General features: G+C 33.2%; 22 protein-coding genes. 9 read left to right on the top strand and 13 right to left on the bottom strand.

The genetic code is table 11. The features are described from left to right. Positions 1–19 precede the first annotated feature (19 nt). Positions 20–1222, top strand: a complete 1203-nt coding sequence (locus AP058_RS06305; RefSeq protein WP_066308010.1) for a tetratricopeptide repeat protein — start codon at positions 20–22, stop codon at positions 1220–1222. An 11-nt stretch (positions 1223–1233) separates the two neighbouring features. Then, a complete protein-coding gene (locus tag AP058_RS06300) occupies positions 1234–2268 on the top strand; it encodes an o-succinylbenzoate synthase (protein WP_066308006.1) in 1035 nt (344 codons plus the stop codon). Between the two features lie 60 nt (positions 2269–2328). Here the strand turns inward: AP058_RS06300 and AP058_RS06295 are convergent, their stop codons facing one another. After that, a complete protein-coding gene (locus AP058_RS06295; protein WP_066308003.1) occupies positions 2329–2859 on the bottom strand; it encodes an OmpA family protein in 531 nt (176 codons plus the stop codon). A 208-nt stretch (positions 2860–3067) separates the two neighbouring features. On the opposite strand from AP058_RS06295, the gene AP058_RS06290 reads away from it, so the two are divergent. Next, positions 3068–3547, top strand: coding sequence for a CYTH domain-containing protein (locus AP058_RS06290; RefSeq protein ID WP_066308001.1), 480 nt, complete (start codon positions 3068–3070; stop codon positions 3545–3547). A 1-nt stretch (position 3548) separates the two neighbouring features. Beyond that, complete coding sequence (locus tag AP058_RS06285; protein ID WP_066307998.1) at positions 3549–4514, top strand: YpdA family putative bacillithiol disulfide reductase; 966 nt, start codon at positions 3549–3551, stop codon at positions 4512–4514. Positions 4515–5118: 604 nt separating this feature from the next. On the opposite strand, the gene AP058_RS06280 is transcribed toward AP058_RS06285, so the two are convergent. Both AP058_RS06280 and glyA read right to left on the bottom strand, forming a co-directional pair. Continuing rightward, positions 5119–5712 (bottom strand): tRNA-(ms[2]io[6]A)-hydroxylase, encoded by a 594-nt coding sequence (locus tag AP058_RS06280; RefSeq protein ID WP_066307995.1) that lies wholly within the window; start codon positions 5710–5712, stop codon positions 5119–5121. A 130-nt stretch (positions 5713–5842) separates the two neighbouring features. After that, a complete protein-coding gene (gene glyA, locus AP058_RS06275; RefSeq protein WP_066307992.1) occupies positions 5843–7117 on the bottom strand; it encodes a serine hydroxymethyltransferase in 1275 nt (424 codons plus the stop codon). A gap of 108 nt (positions 7118–7225) precedes the next feature. On the opposite strand from glyA, the gene fahA reads away from it, so the two are divergent. Continuing rightward, positions 7226–8509 carry a fumarylacetoacetase gene (gene fahA / locus AP058_RS06270; RefSeq protein ID WP_066307987.1) on the top strand — a complete coding sequence of 428 codons (1284 nt, stop codon included), beginning with the start codon at positions 7226–7228 and terminating at the stop codon, positions 8507–8509. A gap of 72 nt (positions 8510–8581) precedes the next feature. On the opposite strand, the gene AP058_RS06265 is transcribed toward fahA, so the two are convergent. From AP058_RS06265 to AP058_RS06255, 3 genes are read right to left on the bottom strand one after another with little or no spacing between them, the layout of a single operon-like run. Beyond that, positions 8582–9343, bottom strand: a complete 762-nt coding sequence (locus AP058_RS06265) for an MlaD family protein (RefSeq protein WP_066307984.1) — start codon at positions 9341–9343, stop codon at positions 8582–8584. A gap of 33 nt (positions 9344–9376) precedes the next feature. Then, complete coding sequence (locus AP058_RS06260) at positions 9377–10150, bottom strand: ABC transporter ATP-binding protein (protein ID WP_066307983.1); 774 nt, start codon at positions 10148–10150, stop codon at positions 9377–9379. 3 nt (positions 10151–10153) lie between these two features. Further along, positions 10154–10912: an ABC transporter permease gene (locus tag AP058_RS06255; protein ID WP_066307979.1), complete on the bottom strand. Its 759-nt coding sequence runs from the start codon at positions 10910–10912 to the stop codon at positions 10154–10156. A gap of 255 nt (positions 10913–11167) precedes the next feature. Here AP058_RS06255 and AP058_RS06250 point away from each other — a divergent pair, with 255 nt between their 5' ends. Next, complete coding sequence (locus tag AP058_RS06250) at positions 11168–11329, top strand: DUF1328 family protein (protein WP_066307976.1); 162 nt, start codon at positions 11168–11170, stop codon at positions 11327–11329. Between the two features lie 168 nt (positions 11330–11497). Beyond that, the gene (locus AP058_RS06245) at positions 11498–11848 is read left to right on the top strand and encodes a hypothetical protein (protein ID WP_066308300.1); all 351 of its coding nucleotides are present in this window, start codon (positions 11498–11500) and stop codon (positions 11846–11848) included. Positions 11849–11909: 61 nt separating this feature from the next. Here the strand turns inward: AP058_RS06245 and tpiA are convergent, their stop codons facing one another. The 4 genes from tpiA to AP058_RS06225 form a co-directional block, all read right to left on the bottom strand. After that, the gene (gene tpiA, locus AP058_RS06240; RefSeq protein ID WP_066307975.1) at positions 11910–12662 is read right to left on the bottom strand and encodes a triose-phosphate isomerase; all 753 of its coding nucleotides are present in this window, start codon (positions 12660–12662) and stop codon (positions 11910–11912) included. Between the two features lie 38 nt (positions 12663–12700). After that, positions 12701–13195, bottom strand: a complete 495-nt coding sequence (locus AP058_RS06235) for a TlpA disulfide reductase family protein (RefSeq protein ID WP_066307973.1) — start codon at positions 13193–13195, stop codon at positions 12701–12703. A gap of 236 nt (positions 13196–13431) precedes the next feature. Further along, positions 13432–14532 (bottom strand): BT_3928 family protein, encoded by a 1101-nt coding sequence (locus AP058_RS06230; RefSeq protein ID WP_066307967.1) that lies wholly within the window; start codon positions 14530–14532, stop codon positions 13432–13434. Between the two features lie 29 nt (positions 14533–14561). Further along, positions 14562–15104, bottom strand: coding sequence for a DUF1599 domain-containing protein (locus AP058_RS06225; RefSeq protein ID WP_066307965.1), 543 nt, complete (start codon positions 15102–15104; stop codon positions 14562–14564). A gap of 130 nt (positions 15105–15234) precedes the next feature. On the opposite strand from AP058_RS06225, the gene folP reads away from it, so the two are divergent. Next, positions 15235–16062, top strand: coding sequence for a dihydropteroate synthase (gene folP, locus AP058_RS06220; RefSeq protein WP_066307962.1), 828 nt, complete (start codon positions 15235–15237; stop codon positions 16060–16062). A gap of 72 nt (positions 16063–16134) precedes the next feature. Beyond that, positions 16135–16758 (top strand): hypothetical protein, encoded by a 624-nt coding sequence (locus tag AP058_RS06215; RefSeq protein WP_066307959.1) that lies wholly within the window; start codon positions 16135–16137, stop codon positions 16756–16758. A gap of 9 nt (positions 16759–16767) precedes the next feature. On the opposite strand, the gene AP058_RS06210 is transcribed toward AP058_RS06215, so the two are convergent. The 3 genes from AP058_RS06210 to dnaN all read right to left on the bottom strand — a co-directional run bounded on the left by AP058_RS06210 (position 16768) and on the right by dnaN (position 19310). Further along, positions 16768–17340: a cytochrome b/b6 domain-containing protein gene (locus tag AP058_RS06210; protein ID WP_066307956.1), complete on the bottom strand. Its 573-nt coding sequence runs from the start codon at positions 17338–17340 to the stop codon at positions 16768–16770. 12 nt (positions 17341–17352) lie between these two features. Further along, complete coding sequence (locus tag AP058_RS06205) at positions 17353–17994, bottom strand: DsbA family protein (protein ID WP_066307954.1); 642 nt, start codon at positions 17992–17994, stop codon at positions 17353–17355. Between the two features lie 197 nt (positions 17995–18191). After that, positions 18192–19310 (bottom strand): DNA polymerase III subunit beta, encoded by a 1119-nt coding sequence (dnaN, locus tag AP058_RS06200; protein WP_066307953.1) that lies wholly within the window; start codon positions 19308–19310, stop codon positions 18192–18194. Positions 19311–19322 lie beyond the last annotated feature (12 nt).

The raw sequence follows: 19322 nt of genomic DNA, 5'->3' as shown, positions 1-19322 counted from the left end.
AGCTTTAATTCTACTGCAAATGAATCATAAGATATTCGTCTTCTCTCTCATTTTAAGCTGTTTATCAACTGCTGTTTTCGCTCAAGGTTATTGGGATAAAGACCGAGCAACTACCAAAGAAATAGTGCTCTCTGCTCGAGATCGAAGTGCGATTCCAACGGAAGATTTTCCTGTTGGTACGACCGAAGTCGTGTATCGAATTACATTGCTAGGGCAAAATCAAGAAATGGCCAATAGTTTGGTTTCTGTTTTAAAGTCAATTCCAGATCCCACAGGAATAAGTCAAGGTTCTGCTGGTGCAGTTTTTTTATTGTCTAAAATTTCAGGAGACGATAAATGCCAGTATGCTCTTTTTACTTCCAAAGAACAGGCAAAAAATTATAAAGACTCCGGAAAAACCGATCAATCTTGTTTTGAACAAAATGAAGCGGTAAGTAAAGATGCTAAAAGACTTTCACTGGATAAATCGTCCTGCTTAAAACCCAATACTACTACAATTTGGTTTGGCTTTGAAAGTAAAAATTGGTTGATGAATCAAAAAATCGTTTTAGAAGTCGTTCCTTGGGTCGATGTAAAGCTAAACAGAGGTTGGAGCCAAGATCGGCGTAAAGAACTTTTAAGTCAATGCAAAACATCGAATTTGGCCCAAAAGATGACGAACTCGGATGACTTTTGTGTTTGTATATTAGACAAAATTCAAAATAAATATCGCTTTGATGAGTTTCAAAAATTACTGATTTCAGAAAAAAATAAAACTTTTAAAGATTTTGGCGATGTGTGCTATTCAAATGCTGCAATTTCAAAAAATGTGTACAATGATTTGCGAAAACAGGCATACTCACTGCAGTTAGCTGGAAAATATGCAGAAGCGATTTCGACTCTATTAACAATTGTAAATGATGACAAGGCAACTGCTTTAGATTACAACTCCATTGGTTATTGCTATATTTTAACCAAGCAATATGATAAGGCGCTGAATGCTTTGAAAAAAGGAGCAACGTTAGACGATACAGAATTGTTGATCAAATTAAATTTAGCACATGCGTATTTAGTGAATGACGAGTACAAAAACGCCAAACCAATTTATAAAAAATACCAGACGCAAAATGTAACAGATAGTTTGGGATGGATCGAAAAAGTAAATTCTGATTTTGAATTATTTAAAAAAGCCAAATTACCGTCGAAAGATTTTGACAAGGTTTTACATTTATTTGACAACTAAATTAAAGTATCTTGAAAGCAACATATCACAAATACATCTTAGATTTTAAAAGACCATCAGGAACATCTCGTGGTGTCTTAACGCAAAAAGAAACGTGGTTTATTATTCTTGAAGAAAACGGTAAACGAGGAATAGGAGAGTGCGGAATATTACGTGGCCTAAGCGCAGACGATCGGCCTGATTATGAAGAGAAATTAAACTGGACTTGTAGCAACATTCACTTAGGTGAAAATCAACTTTGGGATGCTCTTTTAGAATTCCCTTCAATACAATTTGGAGTCGAAATGGCATTTAGATCTTTGGCTAGTGCAACACCTTTTGAGTTGTTTCCTTCGGAGTTCACTGCAGGAAAAAAAGCTATAGTAATAAATGGTCTAGTTTGGATGGGTGATACCGAATTTATGAAGCAACAAATCGAAGATAAAATTGCTAATAATTTCACTTGTATTAAATTAAAAATTGGCGCAATCGATTTTGATAAAGAATTGCAATTATTATCCTTTATTCGCTCGCATTTTACTCCCGAAAAAATCGAAATTAGAGTCGATGCTAATGGTGCATTCCCTTTAAATGAAGCTTTATGTAAGTTATCACAACTCACTGAATTTAAGCTTCATAGTATAGAGCAGCCTATTCAAAAAAACAATACTGACAGCATGGCAGTACTGTGTAAAAACACTCCTTTTCCAATTGCTTTAGACGAAGAGCTTATAGGTGTGTTTTTGTATGAAGAAAAAGAACAATTACTGCAAAAAATAAAGCCACAATATATCATTTTAAAACCCAGTTTTGTAGGTGGATTTAAAGGATCAGAAGAGTGGATCAAACTAGCAAATAAATACAATATAGGTTGGTGGGTTACTTCGGCTTTAGAAAGTAACGTTGGCTTAAATGCCATTGCACAATGGACCTATTTACTTCAAAATTCGATGCCTCAAGGATTAGGAACTGGCGGATTATATACGAATAATTTTGATGCACCATTAGAGGTAAGAAACGGTAAGCTGTGGTATAATCCCGAACTACAATGGAATTTTACTTTATAAATAAAGCACAAAAAAACCGACAGCAATTGGTCGGTTTTTTAACTAAAGTGCGCTAAATTATTAGTTTGTATCCATTACTATTTTGTACTCTGCACGCGCATAGACGGTATCATTATCCACTGTCCAAGTATCAATAATTATTCCTTCGGTATCCAATTGTTTGGCTTGTACACCTTGTGAGATAAAGTATTCTTTGATATTATTTGCCCTAGCTAATCCTAAATTATCATATGTACTAGTGTTATTCTCATTTGAAGCAACAAAACCAGTAATTGATACTTTTTCGTTAGGATGATTAACTAAGTATTCTTTGAGGCGCATGATGCCTGAATTTACTGAATCTGTAACAGGATTAATTATTTTTTCGTTGTCTTTTAAAAATTTAAAATTTTCATTGGTACGGTATTTAAATCCAGAACCAGCAATCAAAAAAGGAGCAAGTTCAACACCATCATAAGAATCGGAAGCAAGCGTTTCTTTATTATTCAAAGATGTGTTTACATCGGAATTGTAGTAGAATTTTAGGTATAAAAAAGTACCTAAAATTATAATAACTACAATACCTAACAGGTAAAGTGCTTTTTTAGACATATGTTTTATTTTAAGATTTACTCAAATTTAGCGAAAATAAATCCGTGTAACTAGTTAATAATCAACTATTTTATATCTTTTTAGTAAGGTATTTTTTTGTAATTGCGATAGACCTATTATGCACAAGGATAAATTTGCTGGCGGCTTTTGGTTTTTGAACTGAAATAATTTAAGTAACTTGCTAAAACAAGATTAAGAAGTGGTAAATATGATTGAAATAGAACGAAAATTCAGAGTGCTTAATTCTGATTTTAAAACAGAGTCCTTTACACAAAATCGAATTGCGCAAGGTTATTTATGTTCAGACATATCGCGAACAGTTCGAGTACGTACCAAAGGAGATAAAGGCTTTATAACCGTAAAGGGCATTGGTAGTTCGAGCGGACTTTCTCGTTTTGAATGGGAAAAAGAAATCCCTTTAGAAGAAGCGCAGCAATTATTACAGTTATGCGAAAAAGGCACGATTGATAAGACTAGATTTGAAGTTAAAAAAGGCAATCATATTTTTGAAATAGACGAATTTTATGGCGAAAATCAGGGTTTAATTGTAGCTGAAGTAGAGCTGTCTAGCGAAGATGAACTTTTTGAAAAACCAGAATGGTTGGGCGAAGAGGTAACAAATGACCCTAAATTTTACAATGCATATTTGAGTAAAAATCCATTTTTAGAATGGGAAATTAAAAAATAGAATGAACAAAGCATACGATTTGATTATAGTAGGAGGTGGGCCAATTGGTTTGGCTTGCGCGATAGAAGCGCAGAAAAATAAGCTTTCGTACTTAATTGTTGAAAAAGGAACAATTGTAAATAGCATTTTTAATTACCCGTTGTATATGACTTTCTTTTCAACTGCCGAACGTCTGGAAATTGGAGAAATTCCGTTTAATTGTTTGACTCCAAAACCAGGACGTCAAGATGCCTTAGAGTATTATCGAAATATTCACCGTTATTTTAACTTCAATATTCACCTTTTTGAAAGAGTCAATTCTGTTGTAAAAACAGAATCTGAACTATTTATTATTACTTCAGATAAAGCTACATATAGTGCTAAAAATGTGGTTATTGCGACTGGTTTTTACGACATTCCGATTGAGATGAATGTTGAAGGAGAAAAACTTTCTAAAGTACGCCATTATTATAAAGAAGCTCACGAATATGCTTTTCAAAAAGTATTAATTGTTGGTGCTAATAATTCTTCAGTAGATGCTGCTTTGGAGTGTTGGAGAAAAGGCGCTGATGTAACCATGGTCATTCGTAAGAACGAAATAAATAATAGGGTTAAATACTGGGCAAAACCCGACATCGAAAACCGAATTGCAGAGGGAAGTATCAAAGCTTATTTTGAATCAAACATTTGTAAAATTTTGGAAAATAAGGTTTCTATTAGCAGTCCTGAAGGAGAAATTACAATAGAAAATGATTTCGTGTTAGCATTAACTGGATATAAACCTGATTTGTCGTTTCTAGAGAGAATGGGAGTAGAACTGAATACTGATGATAAAAGAGCACCAAAATACGATCCAGAAACAATGGAAACAAATGTGAAAGGTTTATTTTTAGCTGGGGTAGTTTGCGGCGGAATGGAGACTCACAAATGGTTTATTGAAAACTCAAGAATTCATGCCAAAATGATAGTAGATAAAATTACAAGTTAAGATGCAAGTGGAATTACTGGTTCTTTTGCATGCAATAATCTTGAATTGAGTAACTGTGCTCTATTTTTCTGTCTTCTTTCCCCATTATGTAGAGCCCAAATTTTCATAATATGCCAATCTTTTATGACGTGATTTACATTAAAAGTAAATCTAAAGAGCCGTTATTTCGCGCTCTTTTTTCGCTATCGTCTAGTACAACTGTACTAATTTAATTGGCTTGAATATTTGGTAAAATATAGATGGTATTAATTTTAGTTTGATTGCTTTTGCTGCAATTATATTCATAATAAGAAAAAATTCACTATTCATTAGCCAGAGGTAAATAATGTTCTTTTCTCGATACAGTTTGTTCTAGAACAAGTATAAAGTAAAAGACATTCAAAATGTATTCGTAGTAGTTACAGAATATTTCCTGCAAAGTATTAGGCTAAGTTTGATGAGAAGTATCTTGAATAGTTTAGAGATTGATCAATACGGCATCAGTAATTGTACTCATTTTGATATGCTTTTATTTATAAAATAGAGTACTTCAAGACAAGATAATTTTTCATTTATATAAAAAGAGAGATTCTATATTTTGTAAAATCTCTCTTTAGTAATTCTTTTAACCGTGAATGGTTTCGCCTTTTCCATAGTTCGCAATCACGCTGCTTTCAAATTCCAGCCATTCTCTCCAACGCTTTTCTACGTCAATTCCTTTGCCATATTTTCGAGCATAGGTAATAAAAGTAGTGTAATGTCCAGCTTCACTTTCCATTAAATCGCGATAAAAAACAGAAAGCTCTTCATCTTTTATGTTTTCCGAAAGTACTTTAAAACGCTCACAACTTCGAGCTTCAATCATTGCCGAAAACAGCAAACGCTCGACCAACGCAGAAACTCGACTTCCGTCAATATTTCTTTTCATGTACATATAAAGTTCATTTACATAATCGTCTTTGCGTTCGCGACCTAATTTTAGACCACGTTTGATAATGATATTATGAACTTGTTCAAAATGATCAATTTCTTCTTTAGCCAAAGCCAATAAATCTTTTACTAAATCTTGATGTTCTGAGTTATTGGTGATAATAGTAATTGCATTGGTAGCCGCTTTTTGCTCACACCAAGCGTGATCAGTCAAAATTTCTTCGATGTTTTTCTCGACGATATTTACCCATCTTGGATCGGTTGGTAATTCTAATCGCAATACGCCCATATTTTTAAAGTATAAAAGTTAGAAATTCAAAAGAATGTACGGTCATAAAAAAAAGTCGAAAATCAAAGCTAAAATAGAAATTCTATTTCAATACTTTCGATTTTCGACCTTTAAGATTTTTGACTAATTTTTAGTAAACGAAAATAGGTCTTTCGCTCATCATTTCGTCTACTTCGTTACCAACTGCTTCGATAACTGCCTCGTCTGTATGATTAGATAAAACTCTATCGATCAAATCTACGATTGTTTCCATGTCTGCTTCAACTAAACCACGAGTGGTAATTGCAGCAGTACCTACACGAATTCCAGAAGTAACAAATGGTGATTTGTCATCAAATGGAACCATGTTTTTATTTACTGTAATTTCTGCTTTTACTAGCGCATTTTCAGCGTCTTTTCCAGAAATTCCTTTATTTCTTAAATCAATAAGCATCATGTGGTTGTCTGTTCCGCCAGAGATAATGTTATAATCTCTTTTTACAAAAGCTTCAGCCATCGCTTTAGCATTTTTTTGCAATTGCATCGCATAAGTAAAGAACTCATCTTTTAAAGCTTCACCAAATGCAACCGCTTTTGCAGCGATAATATGCATTAATGGTCCACCTTGATTTCCAGGGAAAACAGCTAAATCTAACAAAGAAGACATCATTCTAACTTCTCCTTTTGGTGTAGTCAATCCCCAAGGATTTTCGAAATCTTTCCCCATTAAAATTAAACCACCTCTTGGTCCACGTAATGTTTTATGTGTAGTTGTTGTAACAATGTGACAGTGAGGAATTGGGTCATTTAAAAGACCTTTTACAATTAATCCAGCAGGATGTGAAACATCAGCAATTAAAAGTGCACCAACGCTATCAGCAATTTTTCTGAAACGTTCAAAATCCATATCACGAGAATAGGCCGAAGCACCCGCAATAATTAATTTTGGTTGTTCTTTTGTAGCAATCTCTTGAATTTTATCATAATTCAAAAGACCTGTTTCTTTTTCAACACCGTAGAAAACAGGATCGTACAGACGACCTGAAAAATTTACAGGAGAACCGTGCGTTAAGTGACCACCATGTGATAGGTCAAATCCTAAGATTTTATCTCCAGGTTTTAAACACGCATGAAATACCGAAGCATTAGCTTGAGAACCAGAGTGTGGTTGAACGTTTGCGTACACAGCACCAAATAATTCTTTGGCTCTGTCAATAGCAATTTGTTCAACAACATCAACTACTTCGCAACCTCCATAGTATCTTTTACCAGGATATCCTTCAGCATACTTGTTAGTTAGAACAGAACCAGCTGCTTCTATAACTTCATCACTTACAAAATTTTCTGAAGCAATAAGTTCTAATCCGTGAATTTGTCTTTCTTGTTCTTCAAGAATAAGATCAAAAATTTGTTTGTCGCGTTGCATTGTGTAGTTTTTCGTTAATTTGTTGCAAAAATACAAAAAAACGTTTGTTGTACAGCTAGATTATGATATATTTGACAAGTATTTTTTCAACAATATAATTAACAAATTATGCCAATAACAGCCAACGATCCGAAACGTAAATCATGGTTAGAAGTACCTGAGAGTAGTGATTTTCCCATTCAAAATATTCCTTTTGGTGTTTTTCTAACAAAGGAAAACGTCGTAACCGTAGGAACTCGAATTGGTGATTTTGCAATTGATTTAGGTGCACTGCAACAATTGAATTATTTTGAAGGTATCGAGCTTACAGACGATATGTTCATGCAAGATACTTTGAATGATTTTATCTCTGATGGAAAGAAAACGTGGCGTCTAGTGCGCAACCGAATTGCCGAAATTTTTGACATCAATACAGCTGGATTAAGAGACGATCAAAAACGAAGAGAAATTATTATTTTTAATATAGAAGACGTCGAAATGCAATTGCCAGTATTAATTGGTGATTATACCGATTTCTATTCGAGTAAAGAACATGCCACAAATGTGGGTACTATGTTCCGTGATCCTGACAATGCTTTATTACCAAATTGGTTGCATTTGCCGGTAGCGTATCATGGTAGAAGTTCGACTATTATTCCTTCGGGCATTCCGGTTCACAGACCTTTAGGGCAGATGTTGCCAAATGGAGAAAAAGATCCAGTTTTCGGTTCTTCTCGTTTGGTTGATTTTGAATTGGAGACTGCGTTTATTACTACCGATGCCAACGTAATGGGAGAGGCAGTGCCTGTTCATGAAGCAGAAGATTATATTTTTGGAATGGTTTTATTGAATGACTGGAGCGCTCGCGATATTCAAAAATGGGAATATGTTCCTCTAGGACCATTTTTAGCAAAGAGTTTTGCCAGTTCTATTTCTCCGTGGATTGTTACTCTGGATGCTTTAGAACCCTTTAGAACTAAAGGTCCTAAACAAGTACCAGCTCCTTTTCCTTATTTAACTACTAAAGGGAAAAAAGCATTTGACATTACTTTAGAAACGTATATTAAGCCCTTAAACCAAGATGAAAATTTAGTTTGTAAAACAAACTTTAAACATTTATACTGGTCAATGACACAGCAATTGGCGCACCACACCTCCAATGGTTGTCGTGTCAATTCTGGAGATATGATGGGTTCGGGAACTATTTCTGGTCCAACACCAGACAGTTTTGGTTCGATGTTAGAATTAACTTGGGGAGGTAAAAATCCTCTCCAATTAAAAGATGGATCTGAACGTAAATTTATTGAGGATAACGATACTGTTATTATGCGTGGTTACTGCAAGAACAGTGAAATTAGAATTGGTTTTGGAGAAGTATCTAGCCAGTTATTACCGCCCTATATTCGAAAATAAATAGAATTTATTTTATAAAAAAAAAGGCATATTGAAATTTCAATATGCCTTTTTTTATGCTATTATAGTTTGTTATTTTTTGCTTTTCCTGTCTTCTTTCTTTTCTTGTTTGGCTTCTTTAAGATCTTGAATAGAATCCTTTTTGGCCTCGAGCGCTTTTTGCTCTTCTTTTTCCTTACGTCTAAAATAACCTCTTAATAAAAAGTTCTCTTTTGCAGCATCCATGTTTTCATCTAAACCTTTAGAGGCACTTTGAATATTTTTGATTGTTTTCTCTAAACTATTCGCTACTTTTTTGTCTGTGACTAATTTAGATAAAGCACCATCACCGTGGTTCATGTTATGCGAAAAAACGGCTAATTCTTCAGTAATAATTCCAGCATTATCTACACTTTTCTTTACACTTTTCATTAAATCATCCATCTCAATTGCAGCTAGAGACCCAATAACGGCATTATTCTCAATCATTACAGTAGATTTTGAACCTGGAACAATAGTAAGAACCTTATCTCCCATCAAACCTTCAGAGCCAATAGTTGCTTTTGCGTCTGTTTTGATAAATTTTTGTACATCACCTTGAATGACCATTTTTACCAAAACCGTTGAATCATTCACTAAACCTATTTCTTCAATAGTTCCGATATTTATTCCCGAAAAGCGAACGTTATTTCCTACTTCTAGTCCGCTTACATTTTTAAATTTTGACTGAATATAAAAGGTCTCTCCAAACAAGTTTTGTTGCTTACCTATAAAGTAGATGGTTGCGACAAAAAGGGCAAGCCCAATTACTACAAACATCCCTAATTTCCATGTATATGTTGATTGTTTACTCATGATTTTAAAGTTTATGTTTTTTGATTTTGTTTTTTATTTAAAAAATGCGTTTACCCATTCATCTTCACTTTTGGCAAGTTCATCGTACTTCCCTTCGGCATGAATTACGCCGTCATTTAACATTAAAATGCGGTCAGAAGTTCGTCTGGCACAATCCATATCGTGTGTGATAATGATAGATGTTGTTTTTCTTTTTTCTTTGATATCGATAATTAGTTGACTAATTTCTTTAGAGGTAATGGTATCCAAACCAGTGGTTGGTTCATCGTACAGGATAATTTCAGGTTTTAAAATTAAGGTACGAGCTAGGCCAATTCTCTTTTTCATCCCTCCTGACAATTCCGAAGGCATTTTATCAATTGCTTCTTCTAGTCCTACATTTTCAAGCACTTCTATTATTTCTTTCTCAATATCTGCATCACTCAATTCTTTATGATGGCGTTTAAGCGTAAACGCAAGATTCTCGCGAACTGACATTGAATCATATAAGGCAGCACTTTGAAATAAAAATCCTATACGGACTCTAACTTTATTAAGCTCTCCAATAGAATATTCGACAATATCGTCTCCAAAGACTTTAATTTCTCCTTTGCTGGGCTTAATTAATCCAACGATACATTTGATTGTAATTGATTTTCCGGAGCCTGAACGTCCTAAAACAACAACGTCTTCTCCTTTAAATACTTTAAAAGTTACTCCTTTTAAAACATGGTTGTCGCCAAAAGAAATGTGTAAATCATTAATTTCTATAACAGCTTCTTTTTCATTAGAAGATTCTTTAATAGGTAGGTATAATTCTGTTTCCATAGGTTAAAAGAATAAATCGGTTATTTGTACGGCAATCATATCGATAATAAAAATAGAGAGGGAGGCGCTTACTACTGCAGAATTTGCTGCGCGACCTACACTTGCTGTTCCGTTAGAGGCGTTGTAGCCTTCGTAACAACCAATCATGCCGATAAAAAATCCGAAAAAGAAAGTCTTTACTGTTGCAGGAAAAATATCTAAAAACTCTAAAGAATTAAACACTTGCGATATATATCGGTAGAAAGTAACGTTACTGTGAATGTTCATACCAATATAACCACCAATAATTCCGACTGCATCAGCAAAGATTACCAAAATAGGAATCATTAATGTAGTGGCCAATATTCTCGTTACTACAAGATAATTGAAGGGATTGATTGCCGCAACTTCCATTGCATCAATTTGTTCGGTGACTTTCATCGAGCCTAATTCTGCTCCGATTCCAGAAGCTATTTTACCAGCACATATTAATGCGGTAATTACGGGAGCAATTTCACGAATTAGCGAAAGTCCAACCATTCCTGGTAGCCAAGATTCGGCACCAAAGTTTACTAATGTAGGACGAGATTGTAGTGTTAGAACCAATCCCATGATAAAACCTGTAATCGCGACAAGTGGCAATGATTTATACCCTATTATATAACATTGTTTCAGAAATTCTTTCATTTCATAAGGTGGAAGAAAAAGCTCTTTGAAAAAACGTAATGAAAATTGAGTCACATTACCTATCGATTCAAATTTATTTTTTAGATATACTATCAAAATAATGGCATTTTAATTAAAAGAAATAGGTGTTTGTTCATAATGTAAAATTCTAATTATTTTATCGTTTTAGCTTATATAAATTACTACTATAGTTATATAATTTGCATTATTGTCATTATTAAGCAATATTTTAAGAGTTAAAATTTAGAGTAATTGAGTTAAGTGTAAAACAATAGTTTGCTGAAATTTGTAATAGAAATCAAGCATATAAAAACTATATGTACTATTACTAACCATTTAAATTAAACGCTTATGTTACGTTGGACAGTTATATTTATCATTCTAGCAATTGTGGCTGGAGTATTCGGATTTGGTGGAATTGCAGCTGGTGCTGCCGGAATAGCCAAAGTATTATTCTTTATTTTTATTATTTTATTTATCCTATCACTAATTAGTGGGAGAAGAAAAATATAAAAAAAGGTACAACTGTACGATTCAAAATTTTGCTTTGAATATGCAGTATAAAATGTTGGGACAGCAAGACGTAACAATTTATATCGGTAACGAGTTCATTGTTTTTTAAATTAGTACTTAAATGTCTTGTTGTTTCCAACTACAATTAAAATTATAAAATTTGAAGTTATGGACAATAATTATGATAAGCACGAAATAGATTATATCAATCATTATCAAGGAAAAGGATATTGCTGTAATTTTCTTTTTAGAGATGGTCGATTAATCGATACGGAAACAAAATACGAGTATACGCCTGAAGAAATTTTTATTGTTGCCGAACATCGATATGAAGGGATGAGCAATCCTGATGATATGTCTATCTTATACGTAATAGAAACCGCAAATAAAATAAAAGGAACGTATCTTATGGGATACGGACCTTCAGCTGAACTTGAGGCGGCAGAATTTTTTAAAGATATTCCGAAAGAACAATTTTCAGAAATAAAAAATATTAATGAGGATAAGCCCAATCATTAAAAAATATAAAAAAACCATCTTTTTAAAAGATGGTTTTTTTATGCTGTAAAATGGATTTCATTTAAAAAGCCGTAACAATAGCAACAAAATCGTCTACTTTTAATGCAGCTCCGCCAATTAGACCTCCGTCTACATCAGCTTTAGAGAAAATTTCTTTTGCATTTTCTGGTTTTACAGAACCACCGTATAGAATAGAAACTTCGTCAGCAATGTCTGCTCCAAATGATTTGCGAACTATTTCTCTGATAAATTCATGCATTTCTTGTGCTTGTTCCGGCGATGCTGTTTCTCCAGTTCCAATAGCCCAAACTGGCTCATATGCTAAAACGATAGCTGACCAATTTTCTTTTGAGATTTGAAACAAACCATCTTTCAATTGATTTTCTACAATATTAAAATGATTTCCAGACTGACGGTCTTTTAATTCTTCTCCAAAACAAAAAATAACTTTCATTTCATGTTTCAAAGCAGTATTTACTTTTTCAGCAATTAATGCATCGCTTTCGTGAAAGATAGCTCTACGCTCTGAATGGCCAAGAATTACTGTATTTACACCAACACTTTTTAACATATCTGCAGATATTTCGCCTGTAAAAGCACCACCCTCGGCTTGATGAACATTTTGTGCAGCAACCTCAATTTTAGTTGCAGACAACTGACTTACAGCCGCAGCTAAATTTACAAATGTTGGGGCCACAATTACCTGAGCTGCTGTAGAAGCGGGTACTTTTGAAATTAATTCAGTTAAAAGCGCTGTCGTTTCTTCGGCATTTTTATGCATTTTCCAGTTTCCTGCAACAATCTTCTTTCTCATTTTAGTTTTTAGTTAATTATTTAATCTTTTTAAAGTCTTTATTTTAAACTGTTTAAAGTGTCGTCCATTTGATCGAAGTCTGTTTCAATCGCTCTGTAAGTAACAACTTTACTAGCTTTGTCTACAATAATGTATCTCGGAATCCAGTCCATATTCATTGCTTTTCCAAAAACGCCTTTCATACCGTCGTTTGCCATATAATGATCACCAACTAATTGATGTTTTTCAATTCCTTCTTTCCATTTATCAGCAGTTTTATCCATAGAGATAAAAACATAATCTACTTCTGGATGTTTGGCTTGAAGTTCTTTAAATTTTGGCATTGCTTTAATGCAATCACCACACCAAGAAGCCCAAACTTCAATTACTACCGTTTTTCCTTGGTGTTTTTTTAAAATTTCTTGAAACGCAATTTGACTATTATCTGGAGTAGCTAGTTTTTCAGACAACGCCTCTTTTGCGAATTCAGTTTTTTGAGCCTTTGAGCAAGAAAAGGTAGCAAATGCTACGAGTAATAATATTGATTGTTTCATGGTATTTTGAGTTTAAACAAAGTTAATCAAACATTCTGAATGAAAAATGCGGATTGCCAAATTTCGCAAAAGTATTGGCAAATAAACAAAAGCATCTCATATTGTTTGTTATATAAAAATGAAAACGTAATAGTGTACTAAATAAAAGAAACTATTTAGTAAATTGAGCATCTATAAATAAATAAAGGTCCTTGAAAATTAGTTTTCAAGGACCTTTATGTTTAAACAATGATTCATTACAGTTTTAAATCGTCAGTATCATTGTAGTGTACTTTTTGCATAATAGTACCATTATACAAAACTACAATAGCAGGATTCGCTCTTTCAATTGTTTTTAATGTAATTGGATCACAGAAATAAAAATCAACATTTAAGCCGTATTGCTTTTTGGTTTGTTCGATTAATGTTTCTCCCGACGCCGTTAATGCAATAACCTTATATCCTTTTGCTTGGGCATCTTTATTAATTTGCTCTAATTTTTTCATTCCTGCAGGAGACGAAAGGTTCAAATCATACGCTACAAAAAGAACTAATTTTGGTTCTTTTAAAAATTGGTCTGTATAATCAGCATCGTCTTTAACCATTGTAAAATCAAAAATAGACGGTACGTAGCCTTCTGAAATCACTTTATCTTTTCGATCAACAAATGTAGCTCCTTCTGGAATATTCATTAAATCGTCTTCTGTAAATTCTTTATTCTCTCCATTGACATTATAAATAAATTTCATTTCGACCACAGCTTGTGGTGCATTTTCAGGAATTTCCATTCCTTTCTCTATATTGTTACCTACTTTATACGCACGAAAATCGATAATAGGATTGTGGTTTAAAATCCAAACAGCAATAAAACTACAAACGACCACACTAGAGTAAGCCAAGATATTTTGTACGTTTTTATTAAACAAGGGCTTAACTAAATGTTTATTGATAAAAAGTATCAAAATAAAAAATAATAAAACAATGTCTTTTGTAAATGATTCCCAAGGAGTCAAATGCAATACATCTCCAAAGCAGCCACAATCTTTAACTACATCAAAATAAGCAGAGTAGAAGGTAAGAAAAGTGAACAATACGATTAGAACTAATAAACTCCAAATTGTAGCTTTGGCTTTGTACCCGATCAATAGCATTACACCCAAAACCACTTCAATTATAACTAAAAATATAGCCATGCTTAAGGCCAAAGGCTCTAAAAAAGGTACATTAAATACAGGTGGACTAAAATATTCAGCCAGTTTGTAAGAGAATCCAACAGGATCATTAAGTTTTATAAGTCCAGAAATGATGAATAAACATCCAACAAAAATGCGTGAAAATTGAGTAATTATATTTTTCATACTAAAGGCTTTTACTATATTTAAAGTTATTATATATTAATTGGATTTAAAATTAAAGCAAACACAGAATAATTGAGCATGTCTTGATAATTAGCATCAATTCCTTCAGAAACTAAAGTTTTTCCTTTGTTGTTTTCAATTTGTTTTACTCGAAGTAGTTTTTGCAAAATTAAATCAGTCAAAGAGCTTACTCGCATTTCACGCCAAGCTTCTCCATAATCGTGATTTTTGGCTAGCATTAAATCTTTAGTTAATTTAATTTTAGCATCGTATAACTCCGTTGCTGTTACAACATCTAAATCAGGTTGCTCGACAACACCAAGTTCTAATTGAATCAATGCCATAATCGAATAATTAATTATAGCGATAAATTCACCTTTTTCATCTTCGTCAATTTTACGAATTTCATTTTCTTGTAAACTACGAATACGCTGTGCTTTTATAAAAATTTGATCCGTTAAGGAAGGGATTCTTAAAATGCGCCAAGCACTTCCGTAATCTTTCATTTTATTAATGAAAAGTGAACGACAAATTGCAATTACATCATCGTATTCTTGAGAAGTATTCTTCATTATTTGGTGTATATTTGTCTAATATTGCTCCAAAAATAGGACATTTTTTTGGGAAAGCCGACTGCTATTTTAAGTAATGTTGCTTTACAAAGTTTTATAGTTTTAAAAAGCACTTTAAACTACAATTAGAATGACAATTAACTGCAAAGGACAACTCATTGACTTAACAATTCCGAAAGTAATGGGAATTTTAAATGTATCTCCCAATTCTTTTTTTGACGGAGGAAAGTATGATACTGAAGCTGCGATGGTAAAGCAAGTTGAGAAAATGCTTTTGGAAGGAGCAAATTTTATTGATGTTGGGGCGTATTCTAGCAAACCCAATGCAGAGTTTGTTTCTGAACAAGAAGAAATTGACCGTATTGTTCCGGTGATGCAATTGATTTTAAAACATTTTCCAGAAACATTAATATCTGTTGATACGTTTCGTGCCAAAGTTGCCGCATTGGGTATTGATAATGGTGCGGCGATGATCAATGATATTTCTGCTGGAAACTTAGATCCAAATATGCTCGAAACGATTGCGAACTATAAAGTTCCGTACATCATGATGCACATGCGAGGTACGCCAAATACAATGCAGCAAAAAACAAACTATAGTGATATTGTAAAAGAAATGTTGTTATACTTTTCTGAGAAAGTAAAATTGGCTCGAAGTCTAGGTATTAACGATTTGATTATCGATCCAGGCTTTGGCTTTGCAAAAACGTTAGATCAAAATTACGAAGTTTTTCAAAAATTAGACGTATTCTCCATGCTAGAGCTACCAATATTAATAGGTATTTCTAGAAAGTCAATGATCTATAAAGAATTAGGTATTAAAACAGAAGAATCTTTAAACGGAACAACCGTTTTAAATGCAATTGCTTTGAACAAAGGTGCTTCGATTTTACGAGTTCATGATGTTAAAGAAGCAGTTCAAAGCATTCAACTCATTCAGAAAATGAATCAATTTTAAAATGATCAGTGGATCACAATCTTTTACAAAAATAGTAGTCAATTATAAAAATATAGGATTAAAAATAATTATATGAAGAAAATAGTACTTGCCTTAACTTTCGGGTTTTTGTTTTCTTGTGGAAATAAAAAAGACGTTCTATTGCCAAAATCAGATCGATCTGTTGTAACTGAAGTAGTCGATCATTCGCCAATTTATATATTTTTTAAAATGGAAGGAACTGATACCATTGCAGATGTAAATCGCAAAAACAGTATAATTTCTACCAACTGGTTAGTAAACATCGACAAACGCTTACCTTTAGCACTAGCTATTCCCGAGGTAATTAAACTGCAAGAAAAGAAACGGAAGGAAAAAGCACATAAAAATGAAAAAGCAGAGAATTACTACTCATATGCCGATTCAATTGGAAAAAATTTAGCATTTATTCCATTCACGTATGTGTATTATAAAATGGAGCGACCTACAACTAACGCTACTGTTTATTTTAGAAAAAACAATGCTATTTTGATTAATGGAATTGCAATAGAAAAAAAAGAACTAGCCGAAAAATTAGCTATTTTATTTAAAGAAGATCACGAAACTTTAATTTTGGGATTTGACAAGCATCTTGATTTCGGAAGCTACATTCAATATAAAGTCATACTTGAAAAATATATAAATTCTTCAACTGCTGCTGAAGAATTTATATATTAAAGAATAAATTTATTTCTTACCGCCACTTATAATTTTAGAAATTAAGCCACGTTGCGTTGTTAATTCGGCGCCGAAGACACCAAACAAATGGATTACGATAAAAGCGAGTAAATAATAGATCGATAAAACGTGAATGTTTTCTGCAGGTCCAGCTAGGTTCTGTGGGCCAAACATCATTAATAAACCGGTAGTTAAAGAAACCGACACACATACATAGAATACAATGTAACTCCAATATTGAAATTTTTCTTTAAAAGTAAATTCTCTCGACATTGGATTGGTAAATTTCATTTGCCCTAAAAACGGAACCAATAAACGAATCGCATACAGTCCGACTAGGGCATAACCAATGTAAATGTGCCAATCCCACATTGGTTTTCTTATTTTTTTTGCGAGCTGAATTGATTGTTCGTCGGTCAATGTTTGATTGTTATCCGCCATAAAATTCTGGATGATGGCGGCTACATTGTGTTTGTTAAGCCAAGTTGACCTTAAAAATATAGTGAAAAGAAGCATTAGAAAGCAAATTGCAATTGCCCAATGTAAAATTCGGTAGGTGATTGAATAATTTCGTGATTTCATAACTGTATCTCTTTATTTTTTATCGTTTTGAATAACTTCCTGAATAGTTTTTACAAATGCATCAACAGGTTGCGCACCCGAAACCGCATACTTTCGATCAAAAACAAAAAAGGGAACACCTTGTACACCAATTTCTCTTGCTTCTTCAATATCGGTTTGTACCTCGTTTAAAAATAAATTGGAGTTTTGTAATACCTCTTCAACTTCTTTTTGATCTAAACCCACTTGCATCGCCAAATCTAAAAGTATAAGAGCGTCATTCAAATCTTTTCCATCCATGAAATATGATTTTAGAAATAGCTCTTTCATTTGGTCTCCTAATTTTTTTTTCTTAGCTAAATGCAAAATACGATGCATATTTAGCGAATTTGTAACAATTGCTTTTTCAAAATGATAGTCTAGACCAACTTCTGCTGCGCGATCCACTACATTTTGGTGCATTGCTTTAGATTCGGCAACCGAAATTCCCTTTTGTTCAGCGAGATAGGTGTAAACGTCTTTTCCTGGTTGGGGTTGTGTATTGGGATTCAATTGAAAGCTCTTCCATTCAATTTCAAAATCTTCAGCAGGAAATTGCAGTAGAGCTGCTTCTAAATGTCTTTTTCCGATATAACAAAACGGACAAACAATGTCGGACCAAATTTCTATTTTCATACCATAAAAATACTCAAAAAAAAGTACATAGCGTTTTTAGAAATTCAAATGATTCTGTTAAAAGTAAAAAGCCGCAAATTCAAAAGAATTTGCGGCTTCAACATATAAAAATTGGTTGGTTAATAGCTATTTTTTACAATAGTACAGCTTTTAATTCATTTACAAAGAATCAAATTTAACAAAAAAAGTATTTAATGTTAACTGTTCAGCATCACAGGCATAACAAGCATAGTAACTGTTTCTCCCTCTTCTAAGCCATCTACAGGAGTCAAAATACCAGCTCTGTTTGGTAAAGACATTTCCAACATAATCATGTCTGATTGTAGGTTGGTCAACATTTCTGTTAAGAAACGCGAGTTAAAGCCAATTTGCATGTCATCGCCTTGGTAATCACAAGTCAAACGTTCTTCGGCTTTGTTAGAATAATCAATATCTTCAGCAGAAACATTTAATTCTGCACCCGCTATTTTTAAACGAATTTGGTGCGTAGTTTTGTTTGAGAAAATGGCGACACGTTTCACTGAGCTTAAGAAAAGTGAACGATCGATCATCAATTTGTTTGGATTCTCTTTCGGGATTACTGCTTCGTAATTTGGATATTTTCCATCAATTAAACGGCACATTAAAATATAATTATCGAATGAGAAAGTAGCATTCGAATCATTGTACTCAATTTTTACTTCTGCATCCGAAGTTCCTAAAATACTTTTTAAAATATTTAATGGTTTCTTAGGCATTATAAAATCGGCTACTTGAGATGCTTTTACATCCGTACGTGCATATTTTACTAATTTATGAGCATCGGTAGCTACAAAAGTTAATCCTTCTGGTGAAAACTGAAAAAACACTCCCGACATTACCGGGCGCAAATCATCATTACCAGCAGCAAAGATTGTTTTGCTTACTGCAGTGGCTAAAACATCAGCAGGAACAAGAGTTACCGATGGATCTTCTAAACTTACTGCTTTTGGAAATTCTTCGCCAGCTGCGTACGCTAAAGCATACTTACCTGAATTAGAACTAATTTCTACTGTATTATTTTCTTCGACAGTAAAAGTTAAGGGTTGTTCTGGAAATGTTTTTAAAATTTCCAGTAATAATTTGGCAGGAACGGCAACATTTCCTTGACTTGTAGAATCAATGGATAAAGTAGCAGACATGGTTGTTTCTAAATCAGATGCCGAGACGGTCAAAGAGTCGTTATCTAATTCAAATAAAAAATTATCTAAAATAGGTAAGGTGTTATTGCTATTAATAACACTACCTAGAACTTGTAATTGTTTTAATAAGTACGAACTCGATACTATAAATTTCATCTGTTGTATTTT

The organism is Flavobacterium sp. TAB 87 (assembly GCF_001529295.1).
GTDB lineage: Bacteria > Bacteroidota > Bacteroidia > Flavobacteriales > Flavobacteriaceae > Flavobacterium.
This window is presented reverse-complemented; position numbering and strand designations above follow the sequence as displayed.

Excerpts from the sequence above, each read along its gene's own strand:
- AP058_RS06305 (WP_066308010.1), top strand. The coding sequence starts at position 20 with ATGAATCATAAGATATTCGTCTTCTCTCTCATTTTAAGCTGTTTATCA.
- AP058_RS06295 (WP_066308003.1), bottom strand. The coding sequence starts at position 2,859 with ATGTCTAAAAAAGCACTTTACCTGTTAGGTATTGTAGTTATTATAATT.
- AP058_RS06290 (WP_066308001.1), top strand. The coding sequence starts at position 3,068 with ATGATTGAAATAGAACGAAAATTCAGAGTGCTTAATTCTGATTTTAAA.
- AP058_RS06285 (WP_066307998.1), top strand. The coding sequence starts at position 3,549 with ATGAACAAAGCATACGATTTGATTATAGTAGGAGGTGGGCCAATTGGT.
- AP058_RS06280 (WP_066307995.1), bottom strand. The coding sequence starts at position 5,712 with ATGGGCGTATTGCGATTAGAATTACCAACCGATCCAAGATGGGTAAAT.
- glyA (WP_066307992.1), bottom strand. The coding sequence starts at position 7,117 with ATGCAACGCGACAAACAAATTTTTGATCTTATTCTTGAAGAACAAGAA.
- fahA (WP_066307987.1), top strand. The coding sequence starts at position 7,226 with ATGCCAATAACAGCCAACGATCCGAAACGTAAATCATGGTTAGAAGTA.
- AP058_RS06265 (WP_066307984.1), bottom strand. The coding sequence starts at position 9,343 with ATGAGTAAACAATCAACATATACATGGAAATTAGGGATGTTTGTAGTA.
- AP058_RS06260 (WP_066307983.1), bottom strand. The coding sequence starts at position 10,150 with ATGGAAACAGAATTATACCTACCTATTAAAGAATCTTCTAATGAAAAA.
- AP058_RS06250 (WP_066307976.1), top strand. The coding sequence starts at position 11,168 with ATGTTACGTTGGACAGTTATATTTATCATTCTAGCAATTGTGGCTGGA.
- AP058_RS06245 (WP_066308300.1), top strand. The coding sequence starts at position 11,498 with ATGGACAATAATTATGATAAGCACGAAATAGATTATATCAATCATTAT.
- tpiA (WP_066307975.1), bottom strand. The coding sequence starts at position 12,662 with ATGAGAAAGAAGATTGTTGCAGGAAACTGGAAAATGCATAAAAATGCC.
- AP058_RS06235 (WP_066307973.1), bottom strand. The coding sequence starts at position 13,195 with ATGAAACAATCAATATTATTACTCGTAGCATTTGCTACCTTTTCTTGC.
- AP058_RS06230 (WP_066307967.1), bottom strand. The coding sequence starts at position 14,532 with ATGAAAAATATAATTACTCAATTTTCACGCATTTTTGTTGGATGTTTA.
- AP058_RS06225 (WP_066307965.1), bottom strand. The coding sequence starts at position 15,104 with ATGAAGAATACTTCTCAAGAATACGATGATGTAATTGCAATTTGTCGT.
- folP (WP_066307962.1), top strand. The coding sequence starts at position 15,235 with ATGACAATTAACTGCAAAGGACAACTCATTGACTTAACAATTCCGAAA.
- AP058_RS06215 (WP_066307959.1), top strand. The coding sequence starts at position 16,135 with ATGAAGAAAATAGTACTTGCCTTAACTTTCGGGTTTTTGTTTTCTTGT.
- AP058_RS06210 (WP_066307956.1), bottom strand. The coding sequence starts at position 17,340 with ATGAAATCACGAAATTATTCAATCACCTACCGAATTTTACATTGGGCA.
- AP058_RS06205 (WP_066307954.1), bottom strand. The coding sequence starts at position 17,994 with ATGAAAATAGAAATTTGGTCCGACATTGTTTGTCCGTTTTGTTATATC.
- dnaN (WP_066307953.1), bottom strand. The coding sequence starts at position 19,310 with ATGAAATTTATAGTATCGAGTTCGTACTTATTAAAACAATTACAAGTT.